Below are 13,941 nucleotides of genomic sequence, written 5' to 3'. Positions count from 1 at the left end.
CCGGCCTGTCAGGCCGTGGCGGACGCGCGGCGGGCCGGGGGCAGCGGGCCGGGGGACGACGGCCGCCGCGCCCCTCACCCGGGCGGGGCCGGGCGCTCCAGCGCCGGCAGCACCTTGTCCAGCGTGATCGGCAGGTCCCGCACCCGCACGCCGCAGGCGTGCCACACCGCGTTCGACACCGCGGCGGCCGTGCCGACGATGCCGATCTCCCCGATGCCCTTGGACCCCACGGCGTTGACGTGCGGATCCTGCTCGGCGAGCCAGTGCGCCTCGATCCCGACGACGTCCGCGTTGGCCGCCACGTGGTAGTCCGCGAGGTCGTGGTTGACGACGTGCCCGGTACGGGGGTCGAGCACCCCGCTCTCGTGCAGCGCCATCGACAGCCCCATCGTCATCCCGCCGACGAACTGCGAGCGCGCCGTGCGCGGGTTGATGATCCGACCCGCGGCGAACACGCCCAGCAGCCGCGGCACCCGCACCTCACCGGTGTCCGCGTGGACGTGCGCCTCGGCGAACCGCGCCCCGAAGGCGTGCATCGCGTAGCGGTCGTCGGCCGGCCCGACGGAGCCGAGCGCCTCGGCCCCCTCCGGCGGCTCGGCCCCGTACCGGGCCAGGAAGGCACGCGCGGCCTCGACCACGGCCGAGCCCCACGTCGTCATGCCCGAGGAGCCTCCGGCCACCGACGCCACCGGGTAGTCGGTGTCACCGATGCGCACCTCCACCTCCCCCACCGGCGCCCCGAGGGCGTCCGCGGCGATCTGCGCCAGCGTCGTCCACGTCCCGGTGCCGAGGTCGGCCGCGCCGATCTCGACGACGAAGCGCCCGCCCTCCCACCGGATCACCGCCGTCGACTTCGACATGCGGCTGACCGGATAGGTGGAGGCCGCGACGCCCGTACCGACCAGCCAGTCGCCGCGCCGGCGCACCCCGGGCCGCGGGTCGCGCCGCGGCCAGTCGAACCGCGCCGCCCCCTCCCGCAGGCAGCCCACCAGGTTGCGGCTGGAGAACGGCCTGCCCGAGCCGGGCTCGACCGCGGGCTCGTTGCGCACCCGCAACTCGACCGGGTCCACGCCCAGCCGCTCGGCCAGCTCGTCCATCGCCACCTCCGGGCCGAACATGCCGGGACACTCGCCGGGAGCGCGCATCCAGGACGGCACCGGCACGTCGAGCGCGGCGAGCCGCTCTTGTGGTCTTCCCTCAGCAGCACGATCGCGTCCATGCACGGTCCTTTCGGTGGGGTGGAAGTCGGCGCCGGACGCACTGGCACCCGGCTTCCGGGCACCCGCGCGGGCGCGCCGGGCAGACCACCCGCATGCCGCAGCCTGCCGCTGCGGTCCCCTGTCCGGACGGCCGGCGGCGGCCGGAGGACCGCCCGACGGCGGAACCGGGCGTGGGGGCACCCGGCACGGGTAGGCGCCCGCTGTCAGGGGCCGGGCCGAGGAAGAAGAGGGGTCGAGACCATGACCGCCATCGCCGCACCGACCGCGCCGCTACCCCCGGCGCCGCCACTGCCCCGCCGGCCGCCTCGCCGGCCGGCACCGCTCCTGCCCGACCTGCCCCCTCCCCCGGGCTGTGCCACCGAGCCCGCCGACGCGGGCACCACCCGAGCGGGACGCCACCCGGGCCTGGCCCGGCGCACTGACCTGAGAGCCGCCCGGACCTGACAGCCACGGCGACCGCGTGCTGCGCCTCACCGTTCACGGACCCCAGGAACGCCCGCGGCCACGGGCGGACCGCGGGCGCATACGCGCCCGGCGCACGGGTACCCGCCCGGCATGCTGACCCTCGGCATCGAGGAGGAGTACCTCCTGCTCCACCCGGCCACCGGCCTCCCGGTGGCCCGCGCCGCCCAGGTACGCCGCGCCGCCCGTCTCCAGCCCGCCCTGGAACGCGACGAGGTCCAGCACGAACTCCTCCAGGCCCAGCTGGAAGTCGCCACCCCCGTCTGCCACGGCCTGGAGGAAGCCGGCGGCCATCTGCTGCGCATGCGCCTGGCCCTGGGCGAAGCCGCCCGGCAGGAGGGCTGCCGCCTGGTCGCATCTGGTGCGGCGCCCTTCGCCGACCGGGTGCCCGTGCCGGTGACCGACACCGCCCGCTACCAGGCCATGCACGCCGACGCCCGGATGCTCACCGATGAGCAGATGATCTGCGGCATGCACGTCCACCTGGGCATTCCCGACCGTGCGGCCGGGGTCACGGTGATGAACGGGTTGCGGCGCTGGCTGCCCCTGTTGGTCGCGCTCGCCGCGAACTCGCCGCTGTGGCACAACACCGACACCGGGTTCGCGAGCTGGCGCACCCTCGTCTTCGGCCGCTGGCCCGTCAGCGGACCGCCGCCGGTGTTCGACGGCGCGCACGACTACGACCGGCGCACCACGGGCCTGGTCGGACGCGGGCTGATAGGCGACCTCGGGCAGATCTACTGGCACATCCGCCTCTCCGAGCACTTCCCCACCGTCGAGATCCGGGCCATGGACGTCCAGGTACGGCCCGACGAAGCGGTGATGCTCGCGGGAATCGTGAGGGCCCTGGCCACCCGAGCCCTCACCGACGCGCGATCCGGACACCGGCCCCCGCCCGTCGAACCGGAACTCCTGGCGGCCGCGATGTGGCACAGTGCACGGCACGGCTGCACGGGCACCGTGTTCGACCCGACCTCCGACCGTCTGGCCCCCGTTGCCGATGCCGTGGCCGCCCTGCTCGACCACACCGGCCCGGTGATCGACGGCACCGGGGACGGGCGCCACATCGCCCCCGCGCTGGAACGCCTGCTGCGGGAGGGCAACGGCGCCCGACGCCAGCTGCGCCGACTGCGCACCGAAGGCCGGACCGGCCTCGTGGCGATGCTCACCGACCAGACCACCGGCCACTGAGCTCCCCCGCTCCCCGGAGCCGACCTCCCCGCAGCCCGGGCCTGGTCGGCGGTGTGCCCGGCGCCCGTGGCCCGGGGCCGTCCCGGCGGCCCCGTCGAGGGCGGGCTCCGGGACGGCCGGCGCTGCCTAGACCGTCATCGGCCCGAGGGCCACCGCCGTCTCCCCGGGACCGAGCGCATCCCGTCGGGCGCGTCCCCGTCGTTCCCCGTCCCCGTCTCCACCGCCCTGGCGGGGCCGACCGCCCCGGCGTGGCAGCATGCCAGGGCGTGGACATGCGCCGCAGGAGCCCCGTGAGCCTGACCGGCCCCGCCGACGGCCCGTGGTGGTGCCGGTGGGACCACCGCCCTCTGAGACCCGGACAACGCGGGCAGGCAGGCGTCGACCGGTCCTCAGGGCATCGCGACGGCGTGCAGAACCGGATGGCCGTCGGCGTAGTCGTCGGGCGCGGACAGCACGGTCGCCGCCTCCCCCTCGATCCGCAGCCGCCACAGCCCGGCGGGGTCCTTCCACACGTGGCCGCCACCGGGAGCCACGTCGTCGCTCAGATGCACCAGCAGCACCTTGGGACGGGCGTGTCCGACCCGGCCCGGGGGCGCGAACCCTCGAAAGAGGAGGAGCAGGGGGTGCCAGGGCAGAGCGTGGAGAGCGAAGCCCGCGCGGCGAGGAGCAGGGCCCCTCGAAGCACCGGCGTGACCAGGGGACCAAGGGCCCGTCCCGCCGTCCGGCCGGAGGCTACTCCCAGAAGGCCCGAACAGGTGTCGGCCCGCAGGAACCCGACCAGTCCGAAGGTGGTCAGTGACCAGCCCTCACCCGCTCAGGTCTCCTCGAGCAAGCGCCTGCGGCACTGGCTCGCGGGAACCACAGCGGCTTCGGTCCGGTCACTGATGTCCCGGGGTCGCCGACGGCTCGTCCTCCGCGAGGCCCAACGCCTCCAGAAGCCGCCTGCAGTCTTCGCGGTCGAGCGCGTGAGCGGCTATCGTCCTGCGCGCCCGGCACAGGACCGATTCCGGTACCGAACCGGCTGGTTCGAGAATCTCGCCGACCGACGCCGGGTCCCAGTTCGGACGCATCAGCAGAGAACCCCTTCGCATGCGGGTGAATCTTTCAGGCTACTGCGCCACCCCACAGCCCGGAAGGACGCCTCCTCCCCCGTCTGCCGGCCGCCGTCGACGCGGCCAAGGGGGTTGGACCGGCACCCGCTGCCCAGGCGCCCGACAGGGCGTCGCCGCCCTCCTCGACCCCAGCCGCGCGGCGACGCCCACCAGGTCCATTCCGTTGGCGGCGGCACGGTCGTTTCCCGCCTGCCAGGGACGGGCAGCCGTCCGGCAAGCCTCGGCTCGAGGCCCTGACAGAGGAGCCGCCGCCAACGGTGCCCGCCGACAGCACAACCCCCGGGTGGTCCGTGCACGCGTCCGACGGCTGGCACTGCGGTGGCTCCTCGGAAGGGGGACACGCACAGAACCGGGTGCGCTTCGAGGCCCACCCGGGACGTTCGACGAGCGGGCGGCCCGGGCCCTGGACGGAGACGGCGCGCACGACGTGCGCCGCTCCCCCGCGGCCCTGCCGGAGCCACGCCCCGTGCCCTGGTGGCCCTGCTGCAGAACCCGGTCAGTCCGGCTCACCGACTGGCACGACAGCCGTCATACGGACGTCATGCGGATGAGGCGTTTCGCATCGTAGGGAGCGGGCAGGCGGCCGAGGCGTCCGATCGGACGCCTTCGGTCTCCTGGGCAGTTGGGGGTGTGCGGTGGCTCGGTCGTCGGGTGGCGACGGACGGTGGTGGCGGGCCCTGCGGCGCACGCCGCTGACGATGTGGAACGACGACGTCACCGACTTCGCCGCAGCCCTGACGTACTACGCGATCCTGGCGGTCCTGCCGGCACTGCTGGCCACGGTGGTCGGCTTCGCACTGATCAGCCCGGCGGTGGCCCGGGACGCGGCGGCGCACCTGGCCGGGCTGGTGCCGGGCCAGGCCGGCGCGCAGCTGGGCGGAGTGCTGTCCCAGGCACTGGGCGGTGGTTCGACCGGCTGGACACTGCTGGCAGCGGGCGCCGGCAGCGCGCTGTGGTCGTGCTGCAGCTATCTGGCGGTGTTCCGGCGGGCGCTCCACCGGATGCACGGCACCAGCGACCGGCGCTCCCCGCTGCGCAAGGCCCCGCGGATCGTGGCGACGGCGGCGGTGCTGCTGGTACTGCTGGCGGTGAGCGCCCTGGCCCTGATCCTGAGCGGTCCTGTCGCCGAGGGCGTGGGCCGGGCTCTGCACCTGGGCGGGACGGTACCGCTGGTGTGGTCGCTCGTCCGCTGGCCCGTTCTGCTGCTGGTGGTGGCGGTACTGGTGCTGGTCGTCTTCCGGACCGGCCCCGAACCGGCGCGGCGGCGGCACACCAGCCTGCCCGGCGGAGCCCTGGCGGCGGCGCTCTGGCTGGCCTTCTCGGCCGGCTTCACGCTGTACACCAGCGCCCTGGGCACCTACAGCCGCCTGTACGGCTCGCTTGCGGGGACGGTGCTGTTCCTGATCTGGCTGTGGCTCTCCAACCTGGCGCTGCTGGCGGGTGCACAGTTCGCAGCGGAACTACGCCGCGACGCCGCCGGGCCGGCCGGCGTATCCGGAGCCACGGTTCAGCCACCCGTCAGCAGCCCCCGACCGGCCGAAGGCTGAAGCTGCTCCACGAGGTGCCGGGCCGTTCCTCCTGAGCTTCGTGTTCGTCGAGCGCCACCGCACCGGCGCTCCACGACCGCCGGTGGTCCTCGCCGGCACGGGCGCAGCGCGGCGTCGGCGGCACGGGCGGCCTCCGGCTGCACTTGGGCTCCCCGGTCCTTCCGCTGCTGGTCACAGGACCGGCAACGGTCCGAACGGGCGTGCCTGGCGTGACCGGCAGGCCGCAGTGACCCGGCAGCCGTCGGGGCGGGCGGATCGGCCGGTTGCCCGAGCGCGTCGGCCAGGCTTCAGCCGTCGAAGCGGAACCAGCGGAAGCCGTGGTCGATGAGTGCCGTCAGGGTCCCGCGGTGGAGCCCGGAGGACGGCACGGCGGGAGCGGCCCACTTCGGGCGGGTGGCCGGGTCGGGAGTTTCTGACCCGGCCACCCTGCCGCCATGTCCCACGACTCGGTCAGGGCTCGACCGGGACGGACGTCATGGCCGCGGAGCCGTGGGGTGCCCGGTCCGGATCGCGTCCGCCTGGACCTCGAAGACGATCACGAGCCCGTCGTGTTCGTCTCCCTGCTCGCCGACGCGCGTGAACCCGGAGCCCGCGACGGTGGCCAGGGAGGCGGTGTTGTCGGCACTGACCCTGGCCCGCACGGTCCTGACGCCGGGTTCGGCGGCGGCCCTGCGGAGCAGCGCCTCCAGCATGGCGCGGGCGTAGCCCTGGCGGCGGTGCCCGGGCACGACGGTGAAGCCGACCTCGACCGTGCCGTCCTCGTCCGGCGGCCCGTGGAACCCGGCGTCGCCGACCACGACCCCGTCCGGCTCGGACACCACGGCCCGCGTGATCCACGGCGCGGCCTCCGGCTCCCGTGCGAGCTGGTCGGCGCGGTAGCCGAAGATCCAGCGGGCCCGGTCGCCGACGAAGTGCGGGTCCAGGGCCACGCCCGCCTCGGCGCTGGCGCCGGCGAGGTCGCCGTCGGCGAGCGCCCTCAGCGCCTTCGCACCGAGCTCGACGAAACGGACGCGCTGGGGGCTGGTGGGGTGGGGTTCGCTGTTCATCGCGGAGATGCTCGCCCGGCGGCCGGAAGGCTGTCCACCGCTTTTGCGGTCCCGCCGGGCACGGCGGTCGCCCCGGTTGGTGCTCTGGGCGGCTCTCCGCCGGCCGCCGCCTCAGCCCGACCGGGTCGCGCCGTTCAACGGGCGGGCCCCGTGGCGAGTTGGACGGGCCCCCGGAGTTCGACCAGCTCACACGGCGGGTTCTCAGAAGGACCGGAAGATGCCGGAGGGGTCGTTCCGGGCGGCTTCGACGATGTCCGCGAAGGCGAGATTGGCGATCGACAGGTTCGCGTGGATGTCACCGATGCCGGCGGGAACGGTCCGGACGGTGCCGCCGTCCGCCTCGAACTCCTCGTCGCTCGCGTGCTCCTCGTCGCTCGTGTACTCCTCGTCGCTCGCGCACTCCTCGCGGGTCGGCACGGACACCACCAGCAGGGTGTGCTCGCGCCCTTCCATGGCGACGCCGTCCGCCAGGTAGACGACGCTCAGTTCCGGATCGCCCGAGAGCGCGGCGATCACGGCATCGGGCGTCGCACCCGACCAGGCCGGATCGTCCACCACGTGGAGGTGGGGGTCGACATCGTCGCTTCCGTCGAACTCCCACGGCTTCGACAGCTCTGCCAGCACGGACTGCCAGGCCCGGTCGTCGCTGAAGTCGGTTCTGATGACCAGTGCGGCGAACTCGTCGCGCTCGGCAATGGCGGGCAGCATCGTCAGGCTCCGATCTTCACGTGACCGTACGTACGTGTCACGCACACCCTGCCAGCCACCGCTGACAGCCGGTCGCACGGGCCCGGGGCCCGGCCTCCGGCCGAGCCGGGCGGCGGCGATCGGCGGGGCCGGGCCGGGAGCACTGCCGGTTCACGGGTCGGGGGTGTCCGGGCCGGCGGGCAGGACGCGGGCGATGAGGAGGGCGACGTCGTCCGGGGTGTCGGGGCGGCGCAGGGCGGTGAGGAGCAGGTCGCACGTGTCGTCCAGGGGGCGGCGGGGGCCGGCGAGGAGGTCGGCGAGGGTCTGCAGACGGCGGTCGATGTCCTGGTCGCGGACTTCGACGAGGCCGTCGGTGTAGAGGACGAGGTCGTCGCCCGGGCGCAGGGTGAGGTCGCGGGTGGGGAACGGCAGGCCGCCGACGCCCAGCGGCGGGCCGGGGTCGATCCGGACCGGGTGCGGGGTGTCGCCGGGGCGGGCGAGGACGGGCGGGGGGTGGCCGGCGGAGGCGATGCGCAGGAGCCCGGTGGCCGGGTCGAACAGGGCGATCAGGCAGGTGGCCATGGCGTCGCCGAGGTCTCGGGTGGTGGCGTCGAGGTGGGTGAGGAGGTCGGCCGGGTCGGTGGTGAGCCGGGCCAGGGCGCGGGTGGTGGTGCGCAGCTGGCCCATGGTGGCGGCGGCGTTGATCCCGGAGCCCATGACGTCGCCGACGACCAGGGCGGTGCGGTGGCCGGCCAGGGGGATGGTGTCGAACCAGTCGCCGCCGGTGTCGTCGGTGGCGCTGGCGGGCTGGTAGCGGTGGGCGATGGCCAGGCCGGGCGGGTCGGGGGCGTGCTGGGGTGGCAGGAGGTGGCGCTGGAGGGCGATGGTGGCCTGGCGCTGGTGCTGGTACCAGCGGGCGTTGTCGATGGCGACGGCGGCGCGGGCGGCGAGTTCGGTGGCGAGCAGGACGTCGTCCTGGTCGAACGGGTCGGGGTTGCGGGTGCGTTTGAGGTCGAGGGCGCCGAGGACCCGTCCGCGGGCGATGAGCGGCACCGCCAGGTAGGAGTGGACGCCGGCCTCGGCGAGGAGGCGGGCGGCGGTCTCGTCGCGGGCGATCCGGGGCAGGTCGGCGGCGCTCACGTGGGCGACGAGGACGGGGTGGCCGCCGACGGCGGCCTGGGTGACCAGGCGGCGGGGGTGGTAGCGGGTGACCTCGCCGACCGGGTCCGCGGCCAGGGTCGCGGGCGTGGGCTGGGCGGCTTTGATCGCCATCGCGCGGAAGCGGGCGGGCCCGTCGTCGGCGCGGCCCGTCGCCCCGGGCAGGGCGGCGTCCAGCAGGTCGACGGCGGCGATGTCGGCGACCTCCGGCACGGTCACCTCCGCCAGCTCCCGGGCCGTGGTGGGCAGGTCCAGCGTGGTGCCGACCCGGATCGACGCGTCGGCGATCAGCGACAGGCGCCGCCGGGCGCGGGCCGCGGTGAGGGACTGCTCGTAGGGGTTCGTGACGTCGATGACGGAGATCGCCAGCCCCATCACCCGGTGTGCCTGGTCCTCCAGCCGGTAGAACGACGACGTCCACGCGTGGGTGCGGTCGTCGTACGGCATGTGCCCGACGGTGAACTCCTCCAGCACCGGCCGGCCGGTGACCAGCACCCCGCGCATCCGGTCCTCGATCGCCGCGACGTCCAGGTGCGGCAGGACCTCGTGCGGGGTGCGGCCCAGGTGCTCGGCGGCCGGCACCCCGTTGATCCGCTCCAGCGCCGGGTTCACCAGCTCGTAGCGCAGGTCCTCGTCCAGGACCGCGAGGCCTATCGGTGCCTGGTCGACCATCCGCGCCGACAGCGCCAGATCCCGCTCGACCCGCTGCAGGGTCTCCCGGGACGACACGATGCACAGCGCGTACCAGGTGCCGGACGCGGCCTGCAGGCGCATGTTGCGCATCTCCACCAGCACCGTGCGCCCGTCCTTGTGCCGGGCCGGGAACGCCCCCGCCCAGGTGCCCTCGCCGGCCATCACCCGCTCGAACGCCTCCAGCACCGTCTGCCGCCGGTCCGGCGAGACCAGCAGGTCGATCGCCGCGCGGCCGAGCGCCTCCTCGCCCCGGTAGCCGAACAGCGCCTGTGCCTGCGGGCTCCACAGCGAGATCCGCCCCTGCGCGTCCACCACGACGGCCGCCACGCCGAGGACGTCCAGCAGGCCGCCCGCCGCCAGTGCCGCATCGGCCGGCCCCAACCGCTCCGCCACCGTGCACCACCTCCTCGCCCGCTCGCCCGGCCACCGCACCAGGATCCCGTGTCATTCCATCGTCTGCCCGATGCCGCGGACGTGACCGGCGGCCCGGGCCTCGGCCCCGCGCGAAAAGCGGGACGCCGGGCTCCCGGTGTCCCGTCGCCGCCCACTCAGGTCAGGACGGCGCGTACCGAGGCTGCGCCGGGGCCCGCGGGCAGCCGGCCTCCGATCACGACGTCGGCCGCCCGGAGGTGTTCGATCTTGATCCAGTCCCGGGAGCGTGCCCCCGGGAGGTAGCGGGAGTCGCCGTGTCTGGCGATGACGCCTTCGAGCCGGTGTTCGCGTGTCCACCCGTAGGCCTCGGCCACCGAGTCCCCGGTCGGCGGGACGCGCAGACCCGGCTGCCCCGGTTCCGGATTCTCGAGCAGGTCCCGTCGTCGTGCGTACGGCTCGGCGAGCAGGGGGGCGGCCGTGGGCGTGCAGCAGGTCGAACGCGATGAACAGCGTGGGCATGGTCGGCACCCCGGCTTGGACGGCGGCCGGGAGGGTTCCGCTGCTCCTGAAGGCCTTCGTTGTCAGGGGCTGCTGAGAGGATGCGGGCCTGGAGGAGGGCGGCCCCGCTCTGCCCTGGCAGTGAGGAGACGTCAGATGGATTTCGCCAAGACCCTGTTCGCCCACCTCGCGGAGGCACCGCAGACCAGCGGGCCGCGCGATTCGTGGTGGATCCACCCCGTGGGTACGCTCCCGGTCTCCTCGGACATGGCCCTCGTGTTCGACCCCACGTCGGGTGAGGCCGACGGCCTGGAGGTGCCTGCGGGCAGCCATCGGGTGTACGCGGTGATGGATGCGGCGCCGGGAGAGGCGCCGATGACGCTCGGGTTGCTGCTGTGGTTCGACGAGGCACCGCCGGTGGAACTCGGTGAGTACTCGGGCGTGGGCGTGATGACGCACTGCGGCGTCGTGTGCCTCGGCGATCGGCGGGACGACGACGGTGCCCTGGTGAGCGGGCTGATGAGGCTGGCCGGGCAGGAGATCCGGCGCCGTGCGGCGAACGGCCGGGACCGAGGTCTGCTGCCGGCGTTCGAGGGGGCGTGTCGGCAGTACGGTCCCGACGCCCTGCAGCCGCCCGAGGAATCCTCGCCTGACACGTTCCGTGCCGGATGGCACGTCCTGTCGGACGAACGGACCGGGTCGACGGTCATCGCGCTGCTGGACCACGGCGAGAACGGCGGCATCTACCCCTGTCTCGACGCGCAAGGGCGAGAGGTCGCCCACCTCGTACAGTTCGAGACCGAGTGACGACCTGCCGGGCGGTCTCCGCACGAGCGGCCCGGGCCCGCGGCGGCGCGCCGTCGGTGCAGGAGCGGAGGGTCCGGCCCGGGAGCGGTCGGCGGCGCCGGGGCAAGGTGGTCCCGGACGGGCTCGATCAGTGTGTTCGTGGCCAGGGAGCCGGCGTCGGCGGTGGCGGGACGGACGTCCGGCCCACGGGAGGTGGAACGCCCGGGCCGGGGTCTCCCGGGTTCCCCCTCCGGGTCTGTTCAGGCGGCGACCGTCAGGTCGGCGCGGCCGAACAGCAGGGCGTAGCCGCGGGGCAGCTGGGCGAGGATGCGGTCACTGAGGTCGTCGCCGGCGAGGTCGGTGACGGCGGCGAGGACGGAGGAGGTGTCCCAGCGGGCCGCGGTGAGGCTGGTGCCCAGGTTGCGGGCGACCGCTTCGACGAAGACGGGGGCTGCGACCGGGGCGGGGAGGGGGATCTGCGAGGCGAAGACGGCGCGGGCGCGGTCGGGCAGGGCCGCGGCGAGGTCGCAGCGCTCCTCGCCGGTGAGCTGGGAGCCGAGGACGGCCAGGACGGCGGTGAGGACGCGTTCGGCTTCCTCGTCGCCGGCGTAGCGGCCGAGGGTGCGGACCTGCTGGATCAGGTGGCGGTAGCGGGTCATGGCTGTGGAGCCTTCCGGGGGCCGGCCGGCCGCGGGTCGGCGGCGGCGTGAGGGTGGTCGGTCGGAGTCCGAGTGCCCGGCGCCGGTGTAGACCGGTGAGGTTCAGCAGCCGGATCTTGCGGCCCCCGGGCCTGGCGCAGCGCTCCGGGCGTCCGGGGCGCTGCCCGTCCGGGCGGCCTCGGGAAGCGACCGACTGGGGGTGTTCCGGCCGCCCCTTCGATCGAGGGGGAGAGATCGGGGGCGGCCGGAACGGTCGGGGACGGGTCAGGCCCGGATCTGCTTGCGGTCGCCGCTGTGGCTGATGGCGACCTTGCGGGGCTTGGCCTTCTCGGCGACCGGGATCTTCAGCGTCAGCACGCCGGCGTCGTAGTCGGCGGTGATCCCGGCGGGGTCGAGGGTGTCGGAGAGCATGACCTGGCGGGAGAACACACCGAGCGGGCGCTCGGACAGCTCCCACTTCACGCCCTCGCCCTCCTGGCGCGGGCGGCGCTCGGCCTTGACGGTCACCATGTTCCGCTCGACGTCGATGTCGATCGCCTCCGGGTCCACCCCCGGCAGGTCGAAGCAGATCACGTACTCGTCGCCGGCCCGGTAGGCGTCCAGCGGCATCGGCGCCGGACGCGACCAAGTCCCCGTGTTGCCCAGGAACTGCTGGGTCAGCCGGTCCAGCTCGCGGAACGGGTCAGTGCGCAGCAGCATCGCGAAACACCTCCACAGATCGAATGGGTGCCAGTGCGCTTCACCTGACACCTTTGTAGCGCGGTCATCCATCCGATGACAAGTCGGCGTGTCGCCTATAGAGTGACTTCATGAGCGAGAAGTCCCGCAGAGCCGCCGCCGACACCTCCCCGGCCGGTCGAGCCCGCCTCGTTCCTGGCAGCCAGCGGATCCACCGGACGTCCGCCGCAGCCCTCGACGCCGTCGACACCCACCTGGCGCACCTCGACGCCCTGCGCCCCGACCGACGCGACGGGCCCGCCGTGGGACCCGGACGCCTCGCACACCCCGGACGGCCGCCCGCCGGGAACGGTCCGGAGCGGGCGGATGCCGGCATGACCGGCACCGCCGCCTCAGCCCGAGTCGCGGGCCGGGGACCGACCGGAGCGAGCGACCGGGCCTGCTGCCGGGCCTCCACCGGCCAGGCTCCGCCGGGCCGTACGGCGACCCGCCCCCGGGGACGGACCCTCGGAGACGAGAAGATCCGTTCGGCGGATAGGGTGCCGCCATGAGCATGTCCAAAGCGGTCGAGCAGGTCGTTCACGAGGCGCAACTCCAGCTCACCGACGGGACGTGGGAGCTCAGCACGCCCGACTCGGCGCTGGCCCGGCAGACCGCCGAGGCCCTCGCGGGCGCCGTCGGCCCCGCCGACGTCCAGGAGGCGCTGCCGAGGATCGAGCGGCTCGCCGCGCTGCGCGAGGCCCTCGCCGCCCTCGCCACGACCGTCGCACGCACCCACGGCCACCTCGCCTGGTTCCTCGCCGACGCCAGCAGCCACCTCACACCGGTCCTCCACTGGCGCGCTCTGGACGCCCCCGGCGGCCGTGCCTTCGGCGCCGTCCCGCCCACCGACGACGAACTCGCCGACGCCGAAGCCGCCATCCGCACCGTCGCCGCCATACTCACCCGCACCGGCCGCAGCTGACCGGCCACTCGGCCCCGCAGGCGAGCGGACACACAGGGGGCAAGGGGGCACACGCGGGCGAACGGGCACACGGGGGCGCAGCACGGAACCGGGGCCCGGCCTGACGCGCGACGCGCCGACGTCATCGCGTACGGGGTTTCGACCGCGGCCGGGACCGGCCGGACTCACCGGAGCCCGTCACCGTCGGGCGGTGTCAGCTGACGAAGATCCGGTGCGGGGCGTCCGAGGTGGCGATCTGCTTGCGCTCCACGTGGACGCCCGGGTACGTCTTTGCGGCGCTGCGCACCCCGAAGCTGGTGGCCACGGCCAGCAGGCCGCTCACGCCCGACAGGCCGGCGACGGCGCCGCCGCCGCCGATGAGGCAGGCGATGACGACGAGGACGATCCCCGCCGCGAGCAGGAGCCAGCCGAACGTGCTGCGGGTGCGCTGCTTCTGCGCGGCGGTCGGCCCGGATTCCAGCACCACCCTGACGGGGAGGCGGCAGTCGCCGCAGAACACGTCGAGGACGACGGCCCCCGACTCCGGGCGCCGGCTCGCGCCGAGCGGGAACAGGTGCCACTGCGACCGGTAGGTCGTGCTCCGCACCCCCTCGGTGCGGGTCATGCTCGCCCGGTGGCCCAGGCGGAACTGTGAGACTCCAGTGGGCACGCTCATGGATCCGGCTCCGTCTCCCCCGTGCGCGGCCCCCGGGCGTCCGCGCGAGCCGCGATGGTAGCAAACGCAGGCGTACACGAAGAGGCCACCGGGCGACGGGCAGGGCCGCGCGGAGGCCTGCCGGCCGGGGCGGGCGGAGGCGCCCGGCACCGGCACACGGGCCTCAGGCTCCGTGGCGGTTCAGGCTGATATGGCATGGACATGCTTAATTCG

The 13,941-nt window shown here is 74.6% G+C and carries 13 protein-coding genes and 1 pseudogene; 4 read left to right on the top strand and 10 right to left on the bottom strand.

Going from position 1 to position 13,941, the window contains the following annotated elements; translation table 11 throughout:
* Positions 1-74: 74 nt before the first annotated feature.
* Positions 75-1,181: pseudogene (locus AB0N04_RS10945) on the bottom strand (molybdopterin cofactor-binding domain-containing protein); the annotation flags it as partial.
* Positions 1,182-1,775: 594 nt separating this feature from the next.
* On the opposite strand from AB0N04_RS10945, the gene AB0N04_RS10940 reads away from it, so the two are divergent.
* The gene (locus AB0N04_RS10940; protein WP_360215424.1) at positions 1,776-2,873 is read left to right on the top strand and encodes a glutamate--cysteine ligase; all 1,098 of its coding nucleotides are present in this window, start codon (positions 1,776-1,778) and stop codon (positions 2,871-2,873) included.
* A gap of 389 nt (positions 2,874-3,262) precedes the next feature.
* On the opposite strand, the gene AB0N04_RS10935 is transcribed toward AB0N04_RS10940, so the two are convergent.
* Positions 3,263-3,493: a DUF6296 family protein gene (locus AB0N04_RS10935; protein WP_360215469.1), complete on the bottom strand. Its 231-nt coding sequence runs from the start codon at positions 3,491-3,493 to the stop codon at positions 3,263-3,265.
* A gap of 1,190 nt (positions 3,494-4,683) precedes the next feature.
* Between AB0N04_RS10935 and AB0N04_RS10930 the strand changes: the two genes are divergently transcribed.
* On the top strand, positions 4,684-5,532 hold the full coding sequence (locus AB0N04_RS10930; RefSeq protein ID WP_360215421.1) for a YihY/virulence factor BrkB family protein: 849 nt from the start codon (positions 4,684-4,686) through the stop codon (positions 5,530-5,532).
* A gap of 287 nt (positions 5,533-5,819) precedes the next feature.
* Here the strand turns inward: AB0N04_RS10930 and AB0N04_RS10925 are convergent, their stop codons facing one another.
* The 5 genes from AB0N04_RS10925 to AB0N04_RS10905 all read right to left on the bottom strand — a co-directional run bounded on the left by AB0N04_RS10925 (position 5,820) and on the right by AB0N04_RS10905 (position 9,955).
* The gene (locus tag AB0N04_RS10925) at positions 5,820-5,957 is read right to left on the bottom strand and encodes a hypothetical protein (RefSeq protein ID WP_360215418.1); all 138 of its coding nucleotides are present in this window, start codon (positions 5,955-5,957) and stop codon (positions 5,820-5,822) included.
* Between the two features lie 48 nt (positions 5,958-6,005).
* Positions 6,006-6,578, bottom strand: coding sequence for a GNAT family N-acetyltransferase (locus AB0N04_RS10920; RefSeq protein WP_360215415.1), 573 nt, complete (start codon positions 6,576-6,578; stop codon positions 6,006-6,008).
* A 201-nt stretch (positions 6,579-6,779) separates the two neighbouring features.
* A complete protein-coding gene (locus AB0N04_RS10915) occupies positions 6,780-7,286 on the bottom strand; it encodes a hypothetical protein (RefSeq protein WP_360215412.1) in 507 nt (168 codons plus the stop codon).
* 150 nt (positions 7,287-7,436) lie between these two features.
* On the bottom strand, positions 7,437-9,509 hold the full coding sequence (locus tag AB0N04_RS10910) for a SpoIIE family protein phosphatase (RefSeq protein ID WP_360215409.1): 2,073 nt from the start codon (positions 9,507-9,509) through the stop codon (positions 7,437-7,439).
* Positions 9,510-9,664: 155 nt separating this feature from the next.
* Positions 9,665-9,955: a hypothetical protein gene (locus AB0N04_RS10905; protein WP_360215466.1), complete on the bottom strand. Its 291-nt coding sequence runs from the start codon at positions 9,953-9,955 to the stop codon at positions 9,665-9,667.
* Positions 9,956-10,142: 187 nt separating this feature from the next.
* Between AB0N04_RS10905 and AB0N04_RS10900 the strand changes: the two genes are divergently transcribed.
* Entirely contained in the window at positions 10,143-10,793 is a 651-nt protein-coding gene (locus tag AB0N04_RS10900) for a hypothetical protein (RefSeq protein WP_360215407.1), read from the top strand.
* A gap of 239 nt (positions 10,794-11,032) precedes the next feature.
* Here the strand turns inward: AB0N04_RS10900 and AB0N04_RS10895 are convergent, their stop codons facing one another.
* Both AB0N04_RS10895 and AB0N04_RS10890 read right to left on the bottom strand, forming a co-directional pair.
* The gene (locus AB0N04_RS10895) at positions 11,033-11,431 is read right to left on the bottom strand and encodes a DUF2267 domain-containing protein (protein WP_360215404.1); all 399 of its coding nucleotides are present in this window, start codon (positions 11,429-11,431) and stop codon (positions 11,033-11,035) included.
* Positions 11,432-11,695: 264 nt separating this feature from the next.
* Positions 11,696-12,130 carry an Hsp20/alpha crystallin family protein gene (locus AB0N04_RS10890; protein ID WP_354644735.1) on the bottom strand — a complete coding sequence of 145 codons (435 nt, stop codon included), beginning with the start codon at positions 12,128-12,130 and terminating at the stop codon, positions 11,696-11,698.
* Positions 12,131-12,656: 526 nt separating this feature from the next.
* On the opposite strand from AB0N04_RS10890, the gene AB0N04_RS10885 reads away from it, so the two are divergent.
* Positions 12,657-13,073, top strand: coding sequence for a hypothetical protein (locus AB0N04_RS10885; RefSeq protein WP_360215401.1), 417 nt, complete (start codon positions 12,657-12,659; stop codon positions 13,071-13,073).
* Positions 13,074-13,266: 193 nt separating this feature from the next.
* Here the strand turns inward: AB0N04_RS10885 and AB0N04_RS10880 are convergent, their stop codons facing one another.
* Positions 13,267-13,728 carry a hypothetical protein gene (locus AB0N04_RS10880; RefSeq protein WP_360215398.1) on the bottom strand — a complete coding sequence of 154 codons (462 nt, stop codon included), beginning with the start codon at positions 13,726-13,728 and terminating at the stop codon, positions 13,267-13,269.
* Positions 13,729-13,941: the final 213 nt, after the last annotated feature.

The sequence above is a fragment of the Kitasatospora sp. NPDC051702 genome (assembly GCF_040681575.1).
Taxonomy (GTDB): domain Bacteria; phylum Actinomycetota; class Actinomycetes; order Streptomycetales; family Streptomycetaceae; genus Kitasatospora.
Note: the sequence above shows the minus strand (reverse complement) of the source record. Positions and strands in the feature narration are given on the sequence as shown.